24 protein-coding genes are annotated in these 21,243 nt (G+C 61.7%); 8 read left to right on the forward strand and 16 right to left on the reverse strand.

What is annotated here, in order from left to right; translation table 11 throughout:
- Positions 1-24: 24 nt before the first annotated feature.
- Positions 25-1,443, reverse strand: a complete 1,419-nt coding sequence (locus GOQ28_RS13325; RefSeq protein ID WP_160356801.1) for a CoA transferase — start codon at positions 1,441-1,443, stop codon at positions 25-27.
- Positions 1,444-1,732: 289 nt separating this feature from the next.
- On the opposite strand from GOQ28_RS13325, the gene GOQ28_RS13330 reads away from it, so the two are divergent.
- The 5 genes from GOQ28_RS13330 (at position 1,733) to GOQ28_RS13350 (ending at position 4,699) form a co-directional block, all read left to right on the forward strand.
- Positions 1,733-2,224, forward strand: coding sequence for a glutathione peroxidase (locus GOQ28_RS13330; RefSeq protein WP_160356802.1), 492 nt, complete (start codon positions 1,733-1,735; stop codon positions 2,222-2,224).
- Positions 2,225-2,325: 101 nt separating this feature from the next.
- A complete protein-coding gene (locus GOQ28_RS13335) occupies positions 2,326-2,802 on the forward strand; it encodes a GNAT family N-acetyltransferase (RefSeq protein ID WP_160351766.1) in 477 nt (158 codons plus the stop codon).
- A gap of 18 nt (positions 2,803-2,820) precedes the next feature.
- Positions 2,821-3,096, forward strand: a complete 276-nt coding sequence (locus GOQ28_RS13340) for a lipoate protein ligase C-terminal domain-containing protein (protein WP_160351613.1) — start codon at positions 2,821-2,823, stop codon at positions 3,094-3,096.
- Positions 3,093-3,872 (forward strand): lipoate--protein ligase family protein, encoded by a 780-nt coding sequence (locus GOQ28_RS13345; RefSeq protein WP_160351612.1) that lies wholly within the window; start codon positions 3,093-3,095, stop codon positions 3,870-3,872. Before GOQ28_RS13340 ends, GOQ28_RS13345 begins: the two co-directional genes overlap by 4 nt.
- A 14-nt stretch (positions 3,873-3,886) precedes the next feature.
- On the forward strand, positions 3,887-4,699 hold the full coding sequence (locus GOQ28_RS13350; protein WP_160351611.1) for an RsiV family protein: 813 nt from the start codon (positions 3,887-3,889) through the stop codon (positions 4,697-4,699).
- A gap of 33 nt (positions 4,700-4,732) precedes the next feature.
- Here GOQ28_RS13350 and GOQ28_RS13355 read toward each other — a convergent pair whose 3' ends face one another.
- The 6 genes from GOQ28_RS13355 to mltG form a co-directional block, all read right to left on the reverse strand.
- Positions 4,733-6,022: a Glu/Leu/Phe/Val family dehydrogenase gene (locus GOQ28_RS13355; RefSeq protein ID WP_160356803.1), complete on the reverse strand. Its 1,290-nt coding sequence runs from the start codon at positions 6,020-6,022 to the stop codon at positions 4,733-4,735.
- Between the two features lie 421 nt (positions 6,023-6,443).
- Positions 6,444-7,322 (reverse strand): ankyrin repeat domain-containing protein, encoded by an 879-nt coding sequence (locus GOQ28_RS13360; RefSeq protein ID WP_442862107.1) that lies wholly within the window; start codon positions 7,320-7,322, stop codon positions 6,444-6,446.
- A gap of 96 nt (positions 7,323-7,418) precedes the next feature.
- A complete protein-coding gene (locus GOQ28_RS13365) occupies positions 7,419-8,189 on the reverse strand; it encodes a TatD family hydrolase (protein ID WP_160356804.1) in 771 nt (256 codons plus the stop codon).
- A 9-nt stretch (positions 8,190-8,198) separates the two neighbouring features.
- Positions 8,199-9,248 carry a DNA polymerase III subunit delta' gene (holB, locus tag GOQ28_RS13370; protein ID WP_160356805.1) on the reverse strand — a complete coding sequence of 350 codons (1,050 nt, stop codon included), beginning with the start codon at positions 9,246-9,248 and terminating at the stop codon, positions 8,199-8,201.
- Positions 9,245-9,874: a dTMP kinase gene (tmk, locus tag GOQ28_RS13375; RefSeq protein ID WP_160356806.1), complete on the reverse strand. Its 630-nt coding sequence runs from the start codon at positions 9,872-9,874 to the stop codon at positions 9,245-9,247. The genes holB and tmk overlap by 4 nt, the downstream gene beginning before the upstream one ends.
- Entirely contained in the window at positions 9,871-10,881 is a 1,011-nt protein-coding gene (gene mltG / locus GOQ28_RS13380) for an endolytic transglycosylase MltG (protein WP_160356807.1), read from the reverse strand. The genes tmk and mltG overlap by 4 nt, the downstream gene beginning before the upstream one ends.
- 146 nt (positions 10,882-11,027) lie before the next feature.
- Here mltG and ygfZ point away from each other — a divergent pair, with 146 nt between their 5' ends.
- Positions 11,028-12,038 (forward strand): CAF17-like 4Fe-4S cluster assembly/insertion protein YgfZ, encoded by a 1,011-nt coding sequence (ygfZ, locus tag GOQ28_RS13385; protein WP_160356808.1) that lies wholly within the window; start codon positions 11,028-11,030, stop codon positions 12,036-12,038.
- A gap of 1 nt (position 12,039) precedes the next feature.
- Here ygfZ and mmsB read toward each other — a convergent pair whose 3' ends face one another.
- The 5 genes from mmsB to GOQ28_RS13410 all read right to left on the reverse strand — a co-directional run bounded on the left by mmsB (position 12,040) and on the right by GOQ28_RS13410 (position 16,273).
- Positions 12,040-13,011, reverse strand: coding sequence for a 3-hydroxyisobutyrate dehydrogenase (gene mmsB / locus GOQ28_RS13390; RefSeq protein WP_236844364.1), 972 nt, complete (start codon positions 13,009-13,011; stop codon positions 12,040-12,042).
- Entirely contained in the window at positions 12,968-14,131 is a 1,164-nt protein-coding gene (locus tag GOQ28_RS13395; protein WP_160356810.1) for an enoyl-CoA hydratase/isomerase family protein, read from the reverse strand. Before GOQ28_RS13395 ends, mmsB begins: the two co-directional genes overlap by 44 nt.
- Entirely contained in the window at positions 14,128-15,282 is a 1,155-nt protein-coding gene (locus tag GOQ28_RS13400) for an acyl-CoA dehydrogenase family protein (protein WP_160351602.1), read from the reverse strand. Before GOQ28_RS13400 ends, GOQ28_RS13395 begins: the two co-directional genes overlap by 4 nt.
- A gap of 225 nt (positions 15,283-15,507) precedes the next feature.
- The gene (locus tag GOQ28_RS13405; protein WP_160356811.1) at positions 15,508-15,849 is read right to left on the reverse strand and encodes an RnfH family protein; all 342 of its coding nucleotides are present in this window, start codon (positions 15,847-15,849) and stop codon (positions 15,508-15,510) included.
- Positions 15,839-16,273 carry a type II toxin-antitoxin system RatA family toxin gene (locus tag GOQ28_RS13410; protein WP_160351600.1) on the reverse strand — a complete coding sequence of 145 codons (435 nt, stop codon included), beginning with the start codon at positions 16,271-16,273 and terminating at the stop codon, positions 15,839-15,841. The genes GOQ28_RS13405 and GOQ28_RS13410 overlap by 11 nt, the downstream gene beginning before the upstream one ends.
- Positions 16,274-16,363: 90 nt before the next feature.
- Here GOQ28_RS13410 and smpB point away from each other — a divergent pair, with 90 nt between their 5' ends.
- The gene (smpB, locus tag GOQ28_RS13415; RefSeq protein ID WP_160351599.1) at positions 16,364-16,831 is read left to right on the forward strand and encodes an SsrA-binding protein SmpB; all 468 of its coding nucleotides are present in this window, start codon (positions 16,364-16,366) and stop codon (positions 16,829-16,831) included.
- Between the two features lie 131 nt (positions 16,832-16,962).
- Here smpB and GOQ28_RS13420 read toward each other — a convergent pair whose 3' ends face one another.
- Positions 16,963-17,889 (reverse strand): SPFH domain-containing protein, encoded by a 927-nt coding sequence (locus GOQ28_RS13420; RefSeq protein WP_160351764.1) that lies wholly within the window; start codon positions 17,887-17,889, stop codon positions 16,963-16,965.
- A 107-nt stretch (positions 17,890-17,996) separates the two neighbouring features.
- The gene (locus GOQ28_RS13425; protein WP_160357017.1) at positions 17,997-18,416 is read right to left on the reverse strand and encodes an NfeD family protein; all 420 of its coding nucleotides are present in this window, start codon (positions 18,414-18,416) and stop codon (positions 17,997-17,999) included.
- A 190-nt stretch (positions 18,417-18,606) separates the two neighbouring features.
- Here GOQ28_RS13425 and GOQ28_RS13430 point away from each other — a divergent pair, with 190 nt between their 5' ends.
- Positions 18,607-19,362: a glutamine amidotransferase gene (locus GOQ28_RS13430; protein WP_160356812.1), complete on the forward strand. Its 756-nt coding sequence runs from the start codon at positions 18,607-18,609 to the stop codon at positions 19,360-19,362.
- Positions 19,363-19,385: 23 nt separating this feature from the next.
- Here GOQ28_RS13430 and GOQ28_RS13435 read toward each other — a convergent pair whose 3' ends face one another.
- Together GOQ28_RS13435 and GOQ28_RS13440 are read right to left on the reverse strand one after the other, a co-directional pair.
- A complete protein-coding gene (locus GOQ28_RS13435) occupies positions 19,386-20,234 on the reverse strand; it encodes a fumarylacetoacetate hydrolase family protein (RefSeq protein WP_160356813.1) in 849 nt (282 codons plus the stop codon).
- Between the two features lie 36 nt (positions 20,235-20,270).
- Positions 20,271-21,239, reverse strand: coding sequence for a tripartite tricarboxylate transporter substrate-binding protein (locus tag GOQ28_RS13440; protein ID WP_160356814.1), 969 nt, complete (start codon positions 21,237-21,239; stop codon positions 20,271-20,273).
- Positions 21,240-21,243: the final 4 nt, after the last annotated feature.

Here is a 21,243-nt window from a genome sequence, read left to right on the forward strand (position 1 = left end):
GCGTGACACCTGCTCGTCCCATCCTCAGGACTCTGGCCACACGGGCGGGTGCGACCCCGGTGGCATCGACGGTCGCGTCCAAGCGGCAGGCGTGTCCGCGAACCGGGCCGCGTGGCGCACGGCAGTCAAATCACCGAAACCTGAGGGCGTCGTTTCGAGATAGTCGTCCACACTGGGCATGGCGCAGGCGAGCCCGCCCTCGACCCTACCAAGCGAACGCAGCCAGCGTGCCGTCCGCGCCAGCGAGACACGCACATGCCAGCTACCGCCCTGCGCCGCCTGGCGCATCAATGCAACCTGAGTCCCGAAAGCCATGAGGTAGCCAGAGGCATGATCCAAAATCTGCATGGGCAGCGCGCGAGGACCATCAATCCCTGCCGCCAGCCCCTCGGCGTGGTTAAACCCCGAGGCCGTCTGCACCAGCGAATCGAATCCGCGCCGTCCCGACCAGGGGCCGTGCTCGCCATAGGCGGACAACGTCACATAAACAATGCCAGGACGTTGTTTTGCCGCCTCGGCCGCGCCAAAACCCAGCTCCTCGAGTCCGCCGGGCCTGTAACCCTGCACAAACACGCGCGCGTCCTTGAGCAGTTGGCGTAACGTCGATTGACCTGTTCCGGTACGCAAATCCACGTGGACCGAAAGTTTGCCCCGGCTTGTTTCCGCGATGGTGTCGATGTTTGGCAGATGCGGTGAATTGACGAGCATGACGTCCGCACCATAGGCCGCGAGCGCCCGCCCGCAGACGGGTCCGGCGATTATCCGCGTTAAATCGAGCACCCGGATGCCTTGCAACGGGCGCGTATCGGGCGTTTCTTGTGGCCAGGGTAACGGATCGGCATCCGCTATCTTGGTGATCGATATCAGCGGTTGACTGGCCAGCGCGATGCCTTGCGGGTGCGCGTCCCATTCATCAAACGTGCGCATCGCCGCGACGACCAGGCCGGCTTCGGCTGCCGCCTGCTCGAAATCCAAGGCAGTCCATCGCGCGAGCGCGTGCGTCACCGCCTCTTTCGAGGTGCCCGGCCCGGTGGGACAGCCCAGCAAAGCCAGCGCCCCGTCCCGGTGATGCGCAAAGTTGGCATGGATACGCAACCAGCCGCCATCCCCACAACGGTAGACGCCGGTAATTTTGTCGTGAATTTCCTGCTCGACGCCGCCGATTCGGAAATAACTGCGGCACTCCTGCGCCGCAGCCAGCATATCGACCGCGACGCGCTGTCTGGCGCCGCCGCGCAGAAAACCGATTTCGGCCGCAGCCAGCGCCGCGGCTGCCATGGTGACCTGGGCAGCTGCCCCCACCGCGAAAGACGAAGGAAATACCGGATCCTTGCCTGTCAGTTGGATGTGCGTTAAAGCCTCATCGGGCAGTGCCATGTCCCGCCACAGCGTCTGTAAAACGCTCTGTGCGTTGTTGGCGCCTGATAGGTCTTCCGGGCTCATCGACGTCTCCTTTTACGGGCGGCCCCTAGCAAAAGCCAAGGGCACACATGAGCAATTCTCTCAAAGGATAGGTGAAACGCGCCACCTCCTTATTTCGCGCGTGGACTGCCATGCTAGTTCCACGAGGATGTCCGCGTGTCTGGTGATTACCTAGTTTCATCGGGCGCGGTGTAGCGACGCGTCGGTGTGCACGGTCGTTCAATCACGTATTCATCCACGGGAACATGCAGGTAGCGTTACACTCCTTGAGGTTTACACCGCCCCGTATGCGACATCACAGGAGCCCACCATGACCAACATCTATGACTTTTCCGTCACGGACATTCAGGGCCATGAACGCTCGCTTGAGGCGTATCGTGGCCAGGTGCTGCTGGTGGTGAATGTCGCGTCTAAATGCGGGTTTACGCCTCAGTACGCCGGCTTGGAAGAATTGCAGCGCGAGCTGGGGGCTGACGGATTTTCGGTGCTGGGATTCCCCTGCGATCAATTCGGTCATCAAGAGCCGGGTGACGAATCGCAAATCCAGCAGTTCTGCTCCACGCAGTATGGCGTCACGTTTCCCATGCACGCGAAGATCGAAGTGAACGGGCCGAACGCGCATCCCCTGTACCGTTGGTTAAAGGGTGAAAAACGGGGGGTGCTCGGCACCGAGGCGATCAAATGGAATTTCACGAAATTCCTCGTCGGTCGGGATGGCCAAGTGATCAAGCGCTATGCGCCAACAGATAAGCCGGCATCGCTTAGAAGCGACATACTAGCCGCTTGCAAGGCCGCAGAGTAAGCCGGTGCAGTAACCCGTGCTGCGCCCTTTGCTGTCGTACCCCTCGCTTCGGCAGCGCTGATCCCGGGCGTCCCGTCATGATTTTTTTAACGTCTCCCGATATGCCCGACACCGCTCCCCTACACTTCCGACGCGCTCGGCGCGACGATTTGGACACGCTGGTCACCCTATTGGCCGACGACGTCCTCGGCCGCGAGCGCGAGGATGCCTCGATGCCAGCCGTGTCCTGCTATGTCTTGGCGTTCGAAGCGATTGACCGCGACCCGAACCAGTTTTTGGCCGTGGCCGAGCGCTATGGCCATATCATCGGCTGCCTTCAACTGAGCTTCATCCCCGGCCTGTCACGTCGTGGGCTCTGGCGTGGCCAGATTGAGAGTGTGCGCATCGCTTCGGGCGAACGTGGCAGCGGCATCGGCCGTTTGATGTTCGAGTGGGCCATTGCGCAATGCCGTGAACGCGGCTGCGGGCTGGTTCAACTTACGACCGACAAAAAACGCGGCGACGCCCGTCGCTTTTACGAATCTTTGGGTTTCACGGCCTCGCACGAAGGTATGAAGCTCGAGCTTGGCAGTCTTTAATCTGGAGTCCTCCTCGCCATGCATGGTGAATACAAAGTCCCCGGCGGCAAATTGGTTGTTGTCGACCTGGAAGTGAAAGACGGCTTGCTTGCCGATGTGCGCTTGAGCGGCGATTTTTTCCTGGAGCCGCCCGAGGCGCTGGACGATATCAACGCAAGTTTGTGCGGCTTGCCCGCTGAAAGCGATGAAACCAGCATCGCTGCCGCCGTGGCGCGGGCCTTGCCCAGCGGCGCCGAACTCTTCGGCTTTTCACCCGAGGCGGTTGCCGTCACCGTACGGAGGGCGCTGGCATGAGCGAACGTACTGCATGGAACGATTACCCCTGGGAACTGATCCACGAGGCGCCCCAGGCGCCTGAATTGCACATGGCGCTGGACGCGGTCATCACCGACGAAGTCGGCGCCGGATTGCGGCCCCCTACCCTGCGCATCTGGGAATGGTCGCAACCCGCAGTCATCATCGGCCGTTTTCAATCACTGAAGAACGAAGTCGATCCCGAAGGCGCCGCCCGCTATGGCGTGAAGGTAGTACGCCGGGTCAGCGGCGGTGGCGCGATGTTCGTCGAACCGGGTAATACCATCACCTATTCCCTGAGCGTGCCGCAGGCGCTGGTGCAAGGGATGACGTTCCAGGAATCCTATGAATACCTCGACGCCTGGGTCATCCGGGCCCTGCAGGACCTGGGGATCAAAGCCTGGTATCAGCCGCTGAACGACATTGCTTCCGAGAGCGGCAAGATCGGCGGCGCGGCACAGGCACGCCGTGCCGGCGCCGTGCTCCATCATGTCACGATGTCTTATGACATTGACGCCGACAAAATGGTGCAGGTTCTGCGTATTGGCCGGGAAAAACTGTCCGATAAAGGCACCACCAGCGCGAAAAAACGCGTCGATCCGCTGCGCAGTCAGACAGGATTGGAACGTAGCGTAATTATTGAACGCATGCTGCAGACGTTCCGTAGCCTGGCGCCGCTGACGCCCATTGCGCTATCGCCGAGCACCCTGGCCAAAGCGCAGGCCCAGGCCGAGGAAAAGTTTTCCACCGAGCAATGGACCGCTCAGGTCCCCTGATACGACCTATGCCCATGACTGCACCTTTTCGCTATCGTCTCCTCGCACCCGCCGGTATATTGGCTCTGGCGCTGCTCGCCGGCTGCGCGAGCTCGCCGCCGGCAAATATTTCCCTGCCTTCCGGCGTCCCGGAGCCTGCCCGCGCCGAGCAACAAGTCAGTGGCCTGAATGTCGAACGCATCGAGTGGAAAGGCACGAAGCCCGGTTGCCAGGGGGAATGTCCCACTATCCAAATTGATAGCGTGGCGTTTCCGGAGATACCGAAGCTCACGCCACTGGTGGACCATGTGCTGGCCTACATGACAGGGCTTGAGCCAGACCGCCCGCGCCCATACCAGACACTGGCGGAATACACGCAGTATTTCTGGCAGACAGCACAACCGCGCGATGTGACGATCTTCAAAGCCGAGGTCAAAGACGTCAGCGACAAGATCATCGCCATCGAACTGCACACTGGCCAATACCTGACCGGCGCGGCGCATGGCATCCCCGCGACCCAATACCTGAACTGGCAGCGCGACCGCGAACGCGTTCTCGCGCTAGATGAAGCGCTGTTGCCGGGCCAACATCCCGCGTTCGTCGAGGCGTTGCGCCGCGCCCATCAAGCTTGGCTCGCGCAAAACCCGGACGCGCAGCAGGACCCGCAGGCGTACAACCGGATGTGGCCATTCCAGGAAAGCGACAATTTCGCGCTCACGCGCGACGGTGTGGTCGTGAAATACGACGCCTACTCCATTGCCCCGTACTCGCATGGGCAACCTGAACTGCGCATACCGTACGGGGAGCTTAATGGCATTCTGCGCCCAGAATTTATGGGCGGGTGGTAGTTATCCTAGTCGCCGTGGCCCAAGCGCGTCAGATCAGGGATACAAGCCGCGCACCTGACGCGCTTGCAGAATCCGCGTGCACGCCACGATAAAGGCGGCCGTACGCAGGCTCACCTTGTGTTCTTTCGCGACCTGCGCCACGGCCGCATAGGCCTCGCGCATCAGGCGCTCAAGACGGCTGTTGATTTCGTCCTCGCTCCAGAAGAAGCTCGAGAAATCCTGCACCCACTCGAAATAGCTGACCGTCACGCCACCGGCGTTGGCGAGCACGTCGGGGACCACATATACGCCGTTGTCATGCAAGATGTCGTCGGCAATTGGCGTCGTCGGGCCGTTTGCACCTTCCACCACGATTTTTGCGCGGATCTTGCTGGCGTTGTTCTCGTTGATCTGGCCTTCGAGTGCGGCGGGGACGAGGAATTCGGTTTCCAGCTCCCAGAATCGCTCATTGGCGAGCGCCTCGCCCGCGCTAAAGCCGCCCACGCCGCCTTTTTGCGACACATGATTCAGCAGCTTGTGCACATCCAGGCCGGCCGGGTTGTACACGGTGCCCGTGTGGTCCTGCACGGCGATGACCTTCGCGCCTACCTCATGGAACAGGCGCGCGGCGGTGCCGCCCACGTTACCGAAGCCTTGCACAATCACGCGAGCGCCGTTGAGGTCGATATTGCGGTCGCGCGCGGCTTCGCACGCAATCACGAACACGCCCCGGCCCGTGGCCTCGACCCGGCCCAGACTACCGCCCAAGGCGATGGGCTTGCCGGTTACCACGCCCGTCGCCGTCGCGCCCTCGTTCATGGAGTAGGTGTCCATCATCCACGCCATGGTTTGGGCGTTCGTGTTCACGTCCGGCGCGGGGATATCCTTCGAGGGCCCGATGATGACGCCGATTTCCGACGTGTAGCGGCGCGTCATACGCTCGATTTCGGCTTGGGACAGCATTCGGGGGTCGACGCGAATCCCGCCTTTCGCGCCGCCGTAGGGCAGATTGACCGCTGCGTTCTTGATCGACATCCAGGCCGCCAGCGCCATGACTTCCGACAGCGTCACGTCTTGGTGAAATCGCACCCCGCCCTTGCCAGGGCCGCGAGAGGTATTGTGCTGGACGCGATATCCCTCGAAATGGGCAATCGTGCCGTTATCCAGTTCGATCGGCACATCCACGATCAGCGCCCGCTTGGGACGCTTGAGCGTCTCTACCCAGCGTGCCAAGGGACCCAGGTAAGGGGTGACCCGGTCTACCTGCTGCAGGTAAATACCCCATGGCCCGAGATGCTCGGCTTGCAAGTATGACGGCAATGTGTGGGAGGGCTGATCTGACATAGAGGAACTCCGAACGAGGAAGGGTTCACAGGATTGTAGCGACGAATTTTTAGCCGTCCCTAATTATTTTTAAAAAAATAAATTAGGGACATATTTCGGTTTGTGCGTCTCTGCGGCCTGTCGGATGGTCGCTCGCGCTCGCTATCAGGCCATCCCTTTCCCTTTATCTTACGGTGCGCCTCCCATGGCGGCTACTCGCGGGGTGTATAAGAAAGCAACGGGGAAAGCGGATATTTGAAACAATTGACTGGCGGGCGACCGCAAGGTGCGCATAGGCCCCGGCATAGCGATGCAGGCTGCCGTGCGAGGACGCGACACTCAGAAAGTCACTTCGATCCTATTGCCCAGTTGACCGGCAGCCAGGTAAAACCTGCTGGCTGCGGCCGACGGGACATCAAGCGCTACAACGAGGGCCGGGCGATCAGTCGTAGGTGCCTAATCGCACGCCGGTCACGCCGCCCACCGCGTTGGACGAGGATTTGGGCGCCTCCACCTGGGTGGCCTCGGTCGCAGGGTTCATAGTCGACGACGCTGCCGGGACCTGGCGCGGGGCGACAGCCGCGCCCGAGGATGCTTGCTCGTTCCCTGCGGGCGCGCCGCCCCGTTGCGCCATCCGTGCGCGCTCGACCTGCGCGATCAGCTTGGTCAGCTCGTCTCCCAGCTTGCCTTGCTTGGCCGTGTAGGCCCAATCGGCTGCGTTTTGGCCTTTCAGGTTGCGCGTGGTCACGTCGGCGCCCGCGTCCATCAGCAGCTTGACCATTTCCCGGTTGCCCGACAATGCCGCCATCATGATGGGGGTGGTGCCCTCCGGCGACGGCGCATTGACCATGGCGTTGTGCGCCAGAAGCAGCTTTGCCGTCTGGATATGGCCCTTGGAAGCCGCATAGTGCAAAGGCGTCCAGCCCAGGCGATTCACCTGCGCCCCACGGTTGATCAGCTTACGGGCACGCTCCGTGTCGCCCGCGACAGCGAGGTACATCAGAGCTGTCTCGTTAGCCGGATTCACCGCATTGAGGTCCGTGCGCGGGTCCGCTGCCAGCACGTCGAACACATTCCAAGCACCATCCACCACGGCCCGCATAAGGGCCGGCTGGCCGTTCTTGTAGAGCACGTTCGGATTGGCGCCTTGGCGCAACAGGGCCTGCAAGTCCGAGGCCTTGTCGTTGTGAATATAGAACCACCAATTACCGGGCACCGAGTCCGGCTGGGCCGCCTGGGCCATCCCGACCGGGGCGACCGAGATCGCGAGTGCGGCGGCGCAGGCGCGCAGATAGGTAGTGATGCTGGGCTCTCGATTCATGCTGGACTCCGTAGCGGGCGGATGGCACTGCCTAAGGGTGGAGGCGACTTTAAAGAATTCCCTTTAAAGAATTCTCTTTAAAGAATTCAAATCAGATTAACGCTCTATCTTGTTGAATAATTTGAAGAAGTTTTCTTTGGATGCTCGTGCCACGTCAGCCACCGGAATCCCTTTTAATTCAGCGATCTTCTCAGCCACGTGGATCACCTTCGAAGGGTCGTTGCGTTTGCCACGGTAAGGCACGGGAGCCAGGTACGGGGAATCCGTTTCGATCAGCAGCCGATCCAAGGGAATATTGGTCGCTACCTCGTGCACGATGCCAGCGTTCTTGAACGTGACAATGCCCGATAGCGAGATATAGAAATTCAGGTCGATCGCGGCCTGGGCGTGTTCCCAAGATTCGGTAAAGCAATGCATGACGCCACCCACCTCGGCCGCGTTTTCTTCACGCAGGAGGCGCAAAGTGTCCTGTACCGATTCGCGGGTATGAATAATCAGCGGCAGATTCGATTGCTTGGCCACACGGATATGCCGGCGGAAACGGTCACGCTGCCAGTCCAGCGGCTCGCTCAGGCGGTAGTAGTCCAGGCCCGTCTCCCCGATGGCGACGACTTTGGGGTGGCGGGCGAGTTCCAGCAACTCGGCTTCCGTAGGATCGATGGTGTCTTCGTAATCTGGGTGCACCCCGACGGATGCCCACAGATTGCGATGCGGCTGAACCAGATCGATCAGCCCCGGCCAATCCGGCATATTGACGCTGACCACCAACGCGTGGGTGACCTGATTCTGCTGCATCCGCTGCAAAATGTCGGGCAGCTCGGCGGCGAGGTCGGGGAAATTCAGATGGCAATGCGAATCAACGTACATACAAACACTTCAACCTAGACAGGAATGCGCCACGCGCTGCAGGGTGGCGTGGGCAAATAATTTGGGACTGAGCGGATGCGTAGCCAGCCTGCGCTGCTGCGTCAGCCAGCGCGCACCTTCCGCGAGGCGTACGCTGTTGGCTCGCGAGGCGACCTGCCCGACCGTGCGTGCCAGCGACGGAAAATACCTCACGGGCGCGCCCGCGGCTGCCAACATTAGATCGGTGTAGAGGCGCTGCAGCGTATCGATCCACTCGGCTGGCGCGGTTTTCTCGAGCCCTTCTGCCAGTGTACCGATATCGGGCGCCTGGCCCCGCGTCAGAGGTTCAAGTAGCGACGCCAGCCAGGGCGGGCAGGCCTGGCCCCCGCTCTGAGCCAACCGTAGTGCCGCAAGCGGCGCGCCACCGGCCGCAGCTAACCAGTCCGGGGCGGCGGAAACCCCCTGCTCTTGCAGCCATTGCAGCGACTGCGCCGGGCCAGGCGCGGGCAACGGCAGTCTGCGACAGCGTGACACCAGGGTCGGCAGTAATCGATCGGGCGCATCGGCGACGAGCAGAAAAACCGTATTGGGTGGCGGTTCTTCCAGCACTTTCAGCAGTGCGTTGGCGGATATCACGTTCAGCGCCTCGCCGGGATACACAAGAGCGACGCGCCAGCCGCCGCGATGAGTGGCGGTGTTGAACCAGGATTCCAGCGCTCGGATCTGATCGATCCGGATTTCCTTGGAGGGCGCGCGTTTCGCGCTGCCGCCCTCGCCCGCCGCGGCGTTGTCATCTTCAGCGGAAGCCACACCTTCCTGAGCGGCCACGGCCTCCGGGCGCACGCGGCGCAAATCCGGGTGATTGCCACTGGCCACCCAGGTACAAGCCGGGCAATGTCCGCAGGCGAGTTGATCAACAGGCGATTCGCAAAGCAGGCTGGCGGCCGCGGCGGAAGCGAATTCCAGTTTGCCTATTCCGGGCATGCCATGGATCAGCCAGGCATGAGCGAAGCGATCTCGCTGGGCCAACCAGTCTTGCGCGGTTTGATGCTGCCAGGGAAGGAACTGCGCGGTACTCATGCCGGCTGCACGGCCGCGAGCGACCGCAGTTCGTTTTCCAGCTGTACGCGGATCTCATCGATGCTGCGGCTGGAGTCCACCACGCGCACGCGCTGGGGTTGCGCTTGGACCCGCGCATGATAGGCGGCGCGAGTGCGCTCAAAAAAAGCCGCGCCTTCGCGCTCAAAACGGTCGGGTTCTCGCGCATCGGCCAAACGTGCACGTGCAATTTCAAGCGGCACGTCGAAAAGCAAGGTCAAATCCGGCTGTAAAGACGGCTGCATCCATTGCTCCAGCACAGCCACGCGTTCCACACCCAACTGGCGCCCGCCGCCCTGATAGGCGTAGGTCGCGTCGGTGTAGCGATCGCAGACCACCCATTCCCCGGCGGCGAGCGCGGGTTCGATCACCTGGGCCACATGCTCGCAACGGGCGGCGAACATCAATAGCGTCTCGGTTTCCAAGGTCATGGGTTCGGTGAGCACCAGGCCCCGCAGGGTCTCGCCCAGCGGCGTGCCGCCCGGCTCGCGTGTGGTGACCACGCGATGCCCCTGTGAGCGGAGCTTGTCGGCGATCCAGTCGGTATGCGTGCTCTTGCCCGCGCCATCGACGCCTTCCAGAGTGATAAAACGGCCACGTGCGGTCATTGCGTCTTGCCCAGGATATAGCGTGCTACGTTACGGTTGTGATCGGTCAGGTTAGCCGAAAACTCGCTCGTGCCGTTGCCGCGCGAAACAAAATAAAGATAGTTATGCTGCTCTGGCTGCACCGCCGCCAGGAGCGCCGCGCGTCCCGCGGCGGCGATCGGTGTAGGCGGCAGTCCGGTGCGTGTGTAGGTATTCCATGGCGTATCGGCCTGCAAGTCCGCCTTGCGGATGCGGCCCTGATAGCGATCGCCCATGCCGTAAATCACCGTGGGGTCCGTTTGCAGCATCATGCCAAGCTTGAGGCGATTGACGAATACCCCCGAGACACGGTTGCGCTCCGGGCCATGCCCGGTTTCCTTTTCCACGATCGAGGCCAAGATCAGCGCTTCGTAGGGCGACTTGAGCGGCAAGTCAGGCTGGCGCTGCGCCCAGACGCTTTGCAGCACCTCCTGTCCATGCTGGTAGGCACGGCGCAACAGGTCAAAGTCGGTCGTGCCCGGTGTGAAGACATAAGTATCCGGAAAGAACAGCCCCTCTGGCGATTTGTGTGTGGCGCCCAGCTTTTCCAACAAGGCCTCGTCGCTCATGTCGCCCAGCGTCTGCTTGATATCGGGATTCGCGCGCAGCGCCTCGCGCATCTGGCGATAGGTCCAGCCTTCCAACAGGGTGATTTGCCGCTGCACCATCTCGCCCCGGGCGAGGCGATCGAGCAGCTGGCGCGGCGTATCGCCTTGGCGGGCTTCGTAGCCTCCTGCCTTGATCCGCTTGTCCTGCTCGGTCAGGCGCGCCAGCCACGCGAAGCCTTCCTCCCAGATGGGAATACCGGCCTCGGTCATGGCACGCGCCATCGCGCGCGGCGTGCTGCCGGGCGCCACAATGAACTCGACCCGCTCGGCGGGCAAGGCAATGGCGCGGTTCATCCAGTACCACGCGCCACCGGCCGCGGCCCCGACCAGCACCAGGACGATAAGCGCCGCCGCCAGCAAGTAATAAGAAAGCTTTTTCATAGGATGCGCAGTTTAAAGGATCGCGGACATTTGATCAGGCAGCCTTGGCCGCAGTGGGGGCATCGGTGCGTGAAGGGGTGCGGGAGGGGTATCATGGACCTATCCCGGCGCCGATGCGGCGCAGCACTACATTGCTATCGGAAACCATGTCTGCTTTTTTTGATTCGATTTCGCCGAACACCGAAGGTTCGCACACCATCGCCCCGTTGTCGGACTATGCCGTCATCGCCGCGTCGGGCGACGACGCGTTGGCTTTCCTGCACGGGCAACTGACCCAGGATGTAACGGGTTTGTCTCCGGACGCGGCTCGCCTTGCGGGATATTGCACGGCTAAAGGACGCCTGTTGGCGACGATGGTCATGTGGCTGGCGCAAGCCACCCAGGCCGACGAGGCAAAGCCCACTGATCCTCGGTTATACGCGCTGGTGCGTCGCGACTTGTCAGAAGCCTTGGTCAAACGCCTGTCGATGTTTGTGCTCCGGGCCAAGGCAAAACTCACGCTCACGCCCCTGCATGTCGCGGGCGTCTGGACCATGGCGGGTAAGGAAGCGAGCCTGGAAGCCGCTGCCGGCGGTGCGCTGCCCACCTCACCTTGGCAACGTGCGGAGCTGCCCACGGGCACCTGGATCGCGGCACCGTCTGTGACAGGCCCGCGTTGGTGGTGGATCGCGACCGATGAACAACTGCAGCAGGCCGCGGCTCTGGCGAGCCTATGCCGGCCAGGCGATGCCGACGCATGGCAAGCCGGCGATCTGGCTGCCGGCCTGCCCTGGGTATGTGCCGCGACGCAGGATCTGTTCATTCCGCAGACCCTGAACCTGGACCTCATCGAGGGCGTGAACTTTACCAAAGGCTGCTATCCCGGCCAGGAAGTGGTGGCGCGCAGTCACTATCGCGGAACCGTCAAACGCCGCACCGCGTATGGCCAGCTCGATTCCTCGACGCAAGCACCCGCGCCCGGCACGGACATCTACGACGCCCAGCACCCCGACGAGCCGCGCGGCCGGGTCGTCAACGCGGCACGCGGTGGGGCTCTATTCGAGATCGCGCTGGCGGCGCTGGACGGGGGTGATCTGCGGGTGGGCGCCGCCGATGGGGCAAAGCTGAGCGTGGCTCCCCTGCCCTATGACTTGGCGGACGGCGGCCATAAGCGCTAAATCATCCCTGGGTCTTGTGCGTGTACAGATTGACGATGCTGGAAAAGTCCAACTTGCCATTGCCGTCGCCACTGTGCAGGGAATAAAGATTGCGCGCCAGTTCCCCCAGCGGGATGGAACTGCGCGTTGACAGTGCCGCTTCGGCGGCCAAGCCCAGATCTTTCAGCATCAAATCCACGCCAAAGCCGCCGGCATAGCCCTTGGCGGCCGGCGTGTTATCCATGACGCCGGGCCAGGGGTTGTACAGCTCGGTCGCCCAGTTGCGGCCGGAGCTTTTCGAGATGATGTCCGACAGGACCTTGGGGTCGAGCCCGTTGGCCACGCCCAGGGCCAATGCCTCGGACGTGCCGGCCATCAGAATGCCTAACAGCATGTTGTTGCAGATCTTGGCCACCTGCCCCGCGCCCGCCGGGCCGGCGTGAAAGATGTTTTTCCCCATGGCTTCCAAAATCGGCTTGGCGCGCTCGAAGGCCGCCGCCTCGCCGCCAACGATAAACGTCAGCGTGCCAGCCGCGGCGCCGGCCGTGCCACCCGACACCGGCGCATCCACCATGGTCAACCCGCGCGCGCGCGCCGCTGCGGCGACTTTGCGCGCGGAATCCGGAGCGATGGTGCTGCAGTCGATCACCAGCGCCGCCCCATCGATGGACGCCAGCAGGTTGGATTCGAGGTAAAGCGCCTCGACATGCTTGCTGGCGGGCAGCATCGTGATGACGACGTCCGCGCCCTGTGCCGCGTCGTCGGCCGAGGGGGCGGGCCGCGCTCCCGCGTCGGCCAGCGTGTTGACTGCCCCAGGCACGAGGTCGTACACGGCCAGATCGTGCCCAGCCTTGAGTAAATTGTGCGCCATCGGCGCGCCCATGTTGCCCAGACCAATAAACGCGATACGGCTCATGTCGGTGTCTCCTCGTTGTTTTGGGAAATGCGGATTACTGTTGGCGACCCAGGTCGGCGAGCGGGTGCGCCTCGCCAGCCGGCCAGGGCGGCACGAAAAAGCGTTCTACCCAGTCCGGCGAGGCCTCTTCGAGCGTGGCGGGTTTCCAGTGGGGCTGCTTGTCCTTATCGATCAGCAGCGCGCGAATGCCTTCGCAGAAATCGCCTTCGGCGGCGCAGACCAGCGCGGCGATGTATTCCGTGCGGAACACCTCGGCCAGCGAATCCAATCGCGTCTTTTGCAGCAGCGTGAACGCCAGACGCGCCGTCCCGGGAGCGCCCGCCAGCATGGTATTGGCTGCGCGCGCGAGCCAGGGATCCGGATCTGATTTCAGCTCGGCGATATCTTGATAGATCCGTGCCAGATCTTCGCCACGGCACAGCGCATCTACCCGCGCCGCATGCTGGCGCAGGGGCCCGGGTGCGAGCTCGTCGTCGGGCGCATGCGCCAGCAGCAGGCGACGCAGCAGCGCTTCGTTCACAACTGTCGCGGCCTGCCCGTTCTCGTCAGGCGCTGTCGTCCAAGGCGTTTGCAGCAAGTCCTCGATAAAGACGGGCCAATCCGCGGACAGCAACCGGTAGTCAGCGACGCCCGCGAACAGCGCATCCGATGCATTCAATTGCGCACCCGTCAGCGCCAGAAATAGCCCGAGCCGCCCTTGCATGTGATTCAACATCCAGGTGCCGCCCACATCCGGGAACAGCCCGATCGAAATCTCGGGCATGGCCAGGCGCGTGGTTTCGCTCACAACGCGGTGGCTCGCGCCCATCATGAGGCCCACGCCACCGCCCATGACGATGCCATGGCCCCAGCAGAGAATCGGCTTCGGGTAGGTATGAATCTGATAATCGAGCCGGTACTCTCGCTCGAAAAACGCCCGCGCCAACGGATTGGCCCACGCGCCCTGCCCCGCATGCTCCTTCATACTGTGATAGAGCCCGTGCAAGTCGCCGCCGGCGCTAAACGCCTTGCCGCCCGCGCCCTGCAACACCACTATCGCCACCTCATCGTCCTGTGCCCAGGCAGACAAGCGTTCCGCGAGCAAATCCACCATGTCGAGCGACACGCCATTCAAGGTCTGCGGCGAATTCAGCGTGGCAAACGCCACCCGGGTGCCATTAGCGCAAGGTTTTTCTTCAAACAACACGGGCGCGGTCATCGAACATCTGCTCCTTTTTCTAACAATTGTCGGGCCACGATCACACGCATGATCTCGTTGGTCCCCTCCAAAATCTGATGCACCCGAGTATCTCGCACCAGGCGCTCCAGCGGATAGTCGCGCAAATACCCGTAGCCGCCGTGGATCTGTTGTGCGTCCAGACAAATCTGGAACCCCATGTCCGTGGCAAAACGCTTGGCCATCGCGCAATAGGTGCCCGCGTCCGGCGCGCCCGCGTCGAGCTTGCACGCGGCCAAACGCACCATTTGACGCGCGGCCACCAGATGCGTGGCCATATCGGCGAGCTTGAACTGCAAGGCTTGAAATTCCGAGAGCGTGCGCCCGAATTGCCGGCGCTCGGTCATATATTGCCGGGCCGCATCCAGGGCGCCTTGGGCCGCGCCTACCGAGCAGGTACCAATGTTGATGCGACCGCCATCCAGGCCCTTCATGGCGATTTTGAAGCCTTCGCCTTCCTCGCCTAGCAGATGGTTCCCTGGCACGCGCACATCTTCGAAGGTAATGGGCCGAGTGGACTGGCTATTCCAGCCCATCTTCTCTTCCTTACGGCCGTAGGAAATGCCCGGCGTGTCGGCCGGAACCGCAAAGGCACTGACGCCGCCTGGGCCATCGCCGCCCGTGCGCGCCATCACGACCAACAGATCGGTTTCACCGCCGCCGGAGATAAAGGCCTTTGCGCCATTCAACACATAATGGTCGCCATCGCGCCGCGCGCTCGTGGTGAGCGAGCCGGCATCCGAGCCGGCATTGGGCTCGGTCAAACAGTACGAAGCCAGCTTCTCCCCGGACGCCAAGAGTGGACCCCAGCTCTCCCGTATCTCAGCTTGCCCCCACTGCCCGACCATCCAGGTCGCCATGTTATGTATCGTGAGAAAGGCCGTGGTCGATGGGTCCACGGCGGCCATTTCCTCGAACACGAGCGTGGCATCCAGCCGCGGCAGCCCCAGCCCGCCTATGTCCGGCGAGGCATAGATCGCGCAAAAACCCAGTTCACCGGCACGTGCGAACGCCTCGCGCGGAAATATGGCTTGCGCATCCCAGCGCGCGGCATTTGGGGCGAGCTCCCCCTGGGCATAGTCCCGCGCGGCTTGCGCAAAGGCACGTTGCTCGTCAGTCAGCTCCAGATCCACAGCGTTGTCTCCCGTTTTTCGAACCGTCGAACCCGGATGCCGCCTTGTGAACAGCCACCCCGTTCGCGTCGATGTTTATGACGTTAACGTAAACGTAAACCGGTGGGAATATCTTACGCCGTAATTACGGAATATTTTTATTGCAGGCGCGTGAGGATGGGGTCGCCGATTAGCGGCGCTGCGCTTGGTTCGGCAGGGCGTCGGCGCGCGCCAACGAGCCCGCCGCTATAGCAACCCAGCCGGTCGTTCCCGCCCGGTGCGCGCAGCGGCCAGCGCGCGACGATGCTCAGCTCGGCGACGACGCGACACCATAGGGTCAAACGTCAGTTCGCGATAGACCTCGACGCGGTCGCCGTCGCTCAATGGCGTGTCGGCCTGGCATTGCTTGCCGAAGATGCCGACGCCCAGTTTCCATGGATCCAAGGTGGGAAACGCCTGAGCAAACCCGCTTTCTATCATCGCTTGCCGCACGGTCGCCCCAGCCGGCAGCGTGACCTCGCGCGCCCACGCGGAATCCGGCGTGGGATAACACACCAGCACACGCACGGTATCAGGCTCACTCGCCATAAATCGCCTGCGCGCGTTTGGTGAACGAATCGATAAAACTCGTGGCGATTCGGTTGAACACGGGCCCAACCACCATCTCCAGGGCGCGATTCGAAAACGCATACTCCAAGGTGAACAGCACCTTGCAGGCGTCCTCGGCCAGAGCCTGGAATTCCCAATTCCCCACCAGCATGGAAAACGGCCCATCGACCAATTCCAGCTGTATCCGCTTCGGATATTCGTGAGTATTGCGCGTGGTGAACTTCTGGCGCAGCCCCGCGAAACTGATGATCACGGAGGCTTCCATCCCATGTTCGTCACGCGAGTGGACCTCGGTTCCGCCACACCAGGGCATGAATTCCGGATACTTATCGACGTCGGCCACCAACTCGAACATCTGGGGCGCGCTATAAGGAACCAGGACAGATCGCTGTACTTTATGCATCGGCTATCGCAAATCGCTAGAATGGTTGGATTTTAACGGTAGCGCCGCTACCGCCGCTTTTTTCGCCGGAATTCTGCCCCAACAGCCTCTATGAGCATTATCGACAACCGCAAGGCAACCCACGACTACTTCATCGAAGACCGCTTCGAGGCCGGGCTCGTCCTGCAAGGCTGGGAGGTCAAAGCCATTCGTGACGGTCGCGTGCAGCTCAAAGAGAGCTACGTGATCGTGCGCGACGGCGAGCTCTACCTGCTTGGCATGCACGTCAGCCCCCTGCCCACCGCGTCGACGCACATACACCCCGACGCCATGCGCACCCGTAAGTTGCTGCTCAAGGCCGAGGAAATCAGCAAGCTGATCGGCAAGGTCGAACAGCGCGGCTATACCCTCGTCCCTTTGAACCTGCACTACAAGAACGGCCGAATCAAACTCGACTTCGCGCTGGGCCGAGGTAAAAAACTGTACGACAAACGCGACACGGCCCGTGAAAAAGACTGGGCACGCGAAAAAGAACGCATGATGAAGCACGACACGCGCAACTCGCGTCGCGACGATTGACCTGACTTCCGGCGCATCGATGGGTGAGCAAGTGGCTTGCCCACCACATTAATCGCCCGTACTTGGGCCCTGCTTAACCCGCAGGTCCCAAGTCGCGAGTCCGAGGGGATTTACCGGAAATCCGCCTCGGATTAAACCGATTTATCGTTTTTGACAATCGTCATGGCGGTGGCGATCAATCCGCCCACGTCGGCCAGATTCGACGGCAGAATCAAGGTATTGCCTTCCTTGGCCACATTGCTGAACGCATCGACGTAGCGCTCGGCGACCTTTAAGTTCACGGCTTCCATGCCGCCAGGCTGGCGTACCGCATCGCCGACCTGCGTGATCGCCTTGGCGGTGGCTTCGGCGATGGCCAGCACCGCTGCCGCCTCGCCTTGCGCCTGGTTGATCTGGGCCTGTTTCTCGCCCTCGGATCGGGCGATAGCAGCCTCCCGTTCGCCCGTGGCGATGTTGATCTGCTCCTGACGGCGGCCTTCGGAGGCGGCGATCAGCGCACGCTTTTCCCGTTCGGCGGTGATCTGGGCCTGCATGGCGCGCAGAATCTCGTTCGGCGGCGTCAGGTCCTTGATCTCATAGCGCAGTACCTTCACGCCCCAGTTCAACGCCGCCTCGTCCAACGACGCGACGATCGTGGCGTTGATGAAGTCGCGTTCTTCGAACGTGCGGTCCAATTCCATTTTGCCGATGACCGACCGCAGCGTGGTCTGTGCCAGCTGCGTGATCGCGGAAATATAGTTCGATGATCCGTACGACGCGCGCATCGGGTCGGTCACCTGAAAATAGAGCACGCCATCAACTTGAAGTTGCGTGTTATCCCGCGTGATGCAAACCTGGCTGGGCACATCGAGCGGGATCTCCTTGAGCGAGTGCTTGTACGCCACACGCTCGATAAACGGGATCACAAAACCGGCGCCGGGCGAGAGCACGCGATCGAATTTGCCCAGGCGTTCCACGACCCAGGCGTGTTGCTGGGGCACGATAGCGATTGCCTTGACGATGATCAGCAGCGCCAGGACGACCAGAACGATGAGCACTAGGGTGGAAGTTTCAAACATCATAGAGGGTGTTCCTGCTGGGAATGATGAAAGCCGCTCAAGCGCGTAACGCCTGACCGGTGCCTATGCCTGCACTGTACCGCACTGGCAAACCGCGCGCGCCATGGTCACACCTTTCGACTCAGAATCAGTCGCGTGCCGCGAATCGCAGAGATCTGGTAGAGGCCCGGCTCAGGACTCTGATCGGCAGCCAGTTCGGCCTGCCAATGCGCGCCGCGATACCAGACGCGAGCTTGCCTGGCGTCGGACCAACTTTCCACATTGACCGTCTGGCCGATGTCCAAATGCACATCAGCATTGCGCCTGTCATCGACTTCGCGCTTTTTCAATACGCGCGTGGCGCGCAATATACCCAAACCGACCAGGCCGACTGCCGCGCATACGATCAACTGCCACTGCAATCCGACATCCATCCAGGCCGCCACGCCGCCCGCGGCGAGCCCTAAAGCCACCAGCAACAGATAGAATGTCCCGCTAGCCAGCTCGCCGATCAACGCGGCTATCGCGAGCCCGAACCAAATCCACATCATGACAGCGCCTTTTGGTAAATGCCCCGCTAATCCGCTGCGAACCCGCAGGCGGTCGACTGCAACGCAGGGCGAATCAGGGGCATTTATCCCTGCGTTCTAGTCGATTGTACGGATTTCTGTTCGAAGGCGATTTACTATCAGCGCTTGATGCGCGCGACTTTCGTGCCTGACTGACCTGAATACCGCCATGAGCAACATCGAAGCCACCCGCGACCTACCTGTCCTCATTATTCATACCGGCAACCCCGACAAAGTGCTGCGCGGCTCGCACGGCGACTACGCCGAAATGTTGCGCCATGCCGCAGGCCTATTGCCGCAAGAGGTCCAGGTGATAAAGGTCTATCACGGGGAAACGATGCAGCCAGCTTCCTCCTATCGCGCCGCGCTGATCACCGGGTCTCCCGCCATGGTGACGGATCGGGAACCATGGAGCGAACGCACGGCGGACTGGATCCGCGAGGCCGCTGCCTTTGGGCTGCCCATGTTCGGCATTTGTTATGGTCATCAACTGCTCGCCGACGCGCTGGGTGGCAGCGTGGACTACAACCCGCTCGGGCGGGAACTGGGAACGCAAATCGTCGAATGTTTGCCGGCTGCCGTAGGCGATCCGTTGATGACGGGTATGCCCGAGCGGTTCCCCGCCCAACTGCTGCATGCGCAGAGCGTCACGCAACTGCCTCCTGGTGCCGTGGCACTGGCTCGTTCGGACATGGATCCGCATCAATTGGTGCGCTTGGCGCCATTTATTTATTCGGCGCAGTTCCACCCGGAATTCGGCTGCGAGTTCATGCGTGACCACCTCGAGCGCTATGCCGAGGATTACAAGAAAGAGGGGCTGGATATCCCGGCACTGGTGCAAGGTCTGGGGCCCACGCCCACGGCGGGCAACCTGGTGCGCCGTTTCCTGAAAGTCACGAGTCGAAGCGCCGCGCGTACCGCCTAGCGATCTTGCGCGGCGCTTGACCGCTATGCCGCGCGCACGACCTTCTGCCGCTGCACGCCCAGGCCCTCGATACCGAGCTCCATCATGTCGCCGTGCTGCAGAAACACGGCCGGTTTCATGCCCATGCCGACGCCGGGTGGCGTACCGGTGATGATGAGATCGCCCGGCATCAGGGTCACATATTGGCTGATGTAGTGCACCAGATACTTCACCCCGAAAATCATCGTCGCCGTGTTGCCCGTCTGACGACGCACGCCGTTTACATCCAGCCAGAGATCCAACGCCTGCACATCGGCAACCTCGTCGGCCGTCACGAGCCACGGTCCGACCGGGCAGAACGTGTCCAGGCCCTTGCCCTTGTCCCACTGGCCGCCACCGCGCTCCAATTGCAGTTCGCGTTCGGACACGTCATTGACCAGGCAGTAGCCGGCGACGTGTTCCATCGCCTGCGCCTCGGAGACGGACTTCGCGCGCTTGCCGATGACGATGCCAAGCTCCACCTCCCAATCGACCTTGGTGGACGCCTTCGGAATAATCACGTCATCGTCCGGGCCGTTGAGGCTGGTGATTGCTTTGGTGAACAGGATCGGCTCTACAGGAATCGGCATCCCCGCTTCTTTCGCGTGATCAGAATAGTTCAGCCCAACCGCGATGATCTTCGAGATGCCGTTTAGCGGTACGCCAAATCGCACGGGTTGTTTGACCTCGGGCAACGTGGTCGCGTCAAGCTGGCGCAATCGATCGATGCCTTCGATGCTGAGCGTATCTGGCGTGATGTCCGCCAATGCACCGGACAAATCTCGCAAGGATCCGTCCTCGGCAATGATGCCGGGCTTCTCCTCTCCCCTTTCGCCATAACGCACCAATTTCATCTGCAAACTCCCTAGGTTGATGATCAAACAACGTTGTTATTGAGTCGGCGCGGCATCGGCGATTTTCTTCCAGTATGCCGCGTCTTGCTTAATGTACTCGGCGAAGGCTTCTCCGCTGACGGGATTGACGATCGTACCCTGCGAGACGAGTTTGTCACGGACGGCAGGCGTGCGTATGACTTCAAGTAGCGCAGTGTTGAGCTTGTTAATAACGGCGTCCGGGGTACCTTTAGGCGCCAGTACGCCCGACCAGAACGCCACTACGAAGTCTTTAACCCCCGCCTCCTCCATCGTAGGCACGTTAGGCAGCACGGGCAGCCTTTCCTTGGTAGTCTGCGCCAGCGCCACCAACCGGCCTGACTCCACGAACGGCACGACGGGCAGTGCATTGCTGAACATTACCTGCACCTGTCCTTCCACCAGTGCTGTCAGCGCCGGGCCTCCGCCTTGGTAAGGCACGTGCAACCAGTCCAGCCCCTCGCGTTGCTTGAACGATTCCGTGGTCAGGTGCTGGGGGGAACCCACGCCGGTCGAGGCGTAGTTGATCGACTTCGGATGCTGCTTGGTATGGGCGATCAGCTCGGATACCGATTTCACCGGCAATGACTTGGACGCCACGAGCGCAAAAGGGGACTCGGTCAACAAGGTAACCGGCTGGAAGTCAGACACCTGAAACAGGGATTTGGCATCAATGGCCGGTGTGATGGTGACGTTCGAGGTCGCCATCAATAGGGTGTAGCCATCCGGCTCGGCGCGCGCGGCGGCTTGCGTACCGATCGCGCCGGACGCACCGGCCCGATTCACCACAATCACGCTTTGACCCAGTGACTTACTCAGTTCGGCGCCGACCAAACGTGCCAGGGCGTCGGTGCCTCCACCAGGCGGATAGGCAACAATCATTCTGATGGGTTTATTCGGATAATCGGTAGAAGCCTGCGCGGTGATGTGCCCGGCCGCCAATGCAAACCCACCGGCAAGTGCGCAGATCAGAAAACGAAATCTCACGTGT

This window comes from Bordetella sp. 02P26C-1 (genome assembly GCF_009763255.1).
In the GTDB taxonomy this organism is placed as follows: domain Bacteria; phylum Pseudomonadota; class Gammaproteobacteria; order Burkholderiales; family Burkholderiaceae_B; genus Bordetella_A.

Bases quoted from the DNA above. Each gene is read 5' to 3' on its own strand.
- GOQ28_RS13350 (WP_160351611.1), top strand. From the start codon at position 3,887: ATGACTGCACCTTTTCGCTATCGTCTCCTCGCACCCGCCGGTATATTG.
- holB (WP_160356805.1), bottom strand. From the start codon at position 9,248: ATGAGTACCGCGCAGTTCCTTCCCTGGCAGCATCAAACCGCGCAAGAC.
- GOQ28_RS13410 (WP_160351600.1), bottom strand. From the start codon at position 16,273: ATGCATAAAGTACAGCGATCTGTCCTGGTTCCTTATAGCGCGCCCCAG.
- GOQ28_RS13330 (WP_160356802.1), top strand. From the start codon at position 1,733: ATGACCAACATCTATGACTTTTCCGTCACGGACATTCAGGGCCATGAA.
- smpB (WP_160351599.1), top strand. From the start codon at position 16,364: ATGAGCATTATCGACAACCGCAAGGCAACCCACGACTACTTCATCGAA.
- GOQ28_RS13365 (WP_160356804.1), bottom strand. From the start codon at position 8,189: ATGTACGTTGATTCGCATTGCCATCTGAATTTCCCCGACCTCGCCGCC.
- GOQ28_RS13430 (WP_160356812.1), top strand. From the start codon at position 18,607: ATGAGCAACATCGAAGCCACCCGCGACCTACCTGTCCTCATTATTCAT.
- GOQ28_RS13395 (WP_160356810.1), bottom strand. From the start codon at position 14,131: ATGACCGCGCCCGTGTTGTTTGAAGAAAAACCTTGCGCTAATGGCACC.
- GOQ28_RS13340 (WP_160351613.1), top strand. From the start codon at position 2,821: ATGCATGGTGAATACAAAGTCCCCGGCGGCAAATTGGTTGTTGTCGAC.
- GOQ28_RS13425 (WP_160357017.1), bottom strand. From the start codon at position 18,416: ATGTGGATTTGGTTCGGGCTCGCGATAGCCGCGTTGATCGGCGAGCTG.
- GOQ28_RS13335 (WP_160351766.1), top strand. From the start codon at position 2,326: ATGCCCGACACCGCTCCCCTACACTTCCGACGCGCTCGGCGCGACGAT.
- mltG (WP_160356807.1), bottom strand. From the start codon at position 10,881: ATGAAAAAGCTTTCTTATTACTTGCTGGCGGCGGCGCTTATCGTCCTG.
- GOQ28_RS13345 (WP_160351612.1), top strand. From the start codon at position 3,093: ATGAGCGAACGTACTGCATGGAACGATTACCCCTGGGAACTGATCCAC.
- GOQ28_RS13405 (WP_160356811.1), bottom strand. From the start codon at position 15,849: ATGGCGAGTGAGCCTGATACCGTGCGTGTGCTGGTGTGTTATCCCACG.
- GOQ28_RS13435 (WP_160356813.1), bottom strand. From the start codon at position 20,234: ATGAAATTGGTGCGTTATGGCGAAAGGGGAGAGGAGAAGCCCGGCATC.
- tmk (WP_160356806.1), bottom strand. From the start codon at position 9,874: ATGACCGCACGTGGCCGTTTTATCACTCTGGAAGGCGTCGATGGCGCG.
- GOQ28_RS13355 (WP_160356803.1), bottom strand. From the start codon at position 6,022: ATGTCAGATCAGCCCTCCCACACATTGCCGTCATACTTGCAAGCCGAG.
- GOQ28_RS13420 (WP_160351764.1), bottom strand. From the start codon at position 17,889: ATGTTTGAAACTTCCACCCTAGTGCTCATCGTTCTGGTCGTCCTGGCG.
- ygfZ (WP_160356808.1), top strand. From the start codon at position 11,028: ATGTCTGCTTTTTTTGATTCGATTTCGCCGAACACCGAAGGTTCGCAC.
- GOQ28_RS13360 (WP_442862107.1), bottom strand. From the start codon at position 7,322: ATGAATCGAGAGCCCAGCATCACTACCTATCTGCGCGCCTGCGCCGCC.
- GOQ28_RS13325 (WP_160356801.1), bottom strand. From the start codon at position 1,443: ATGAGCCCGGAAGACCTATCAGGCGCCAACAACGCACAGAGCGTTTTA.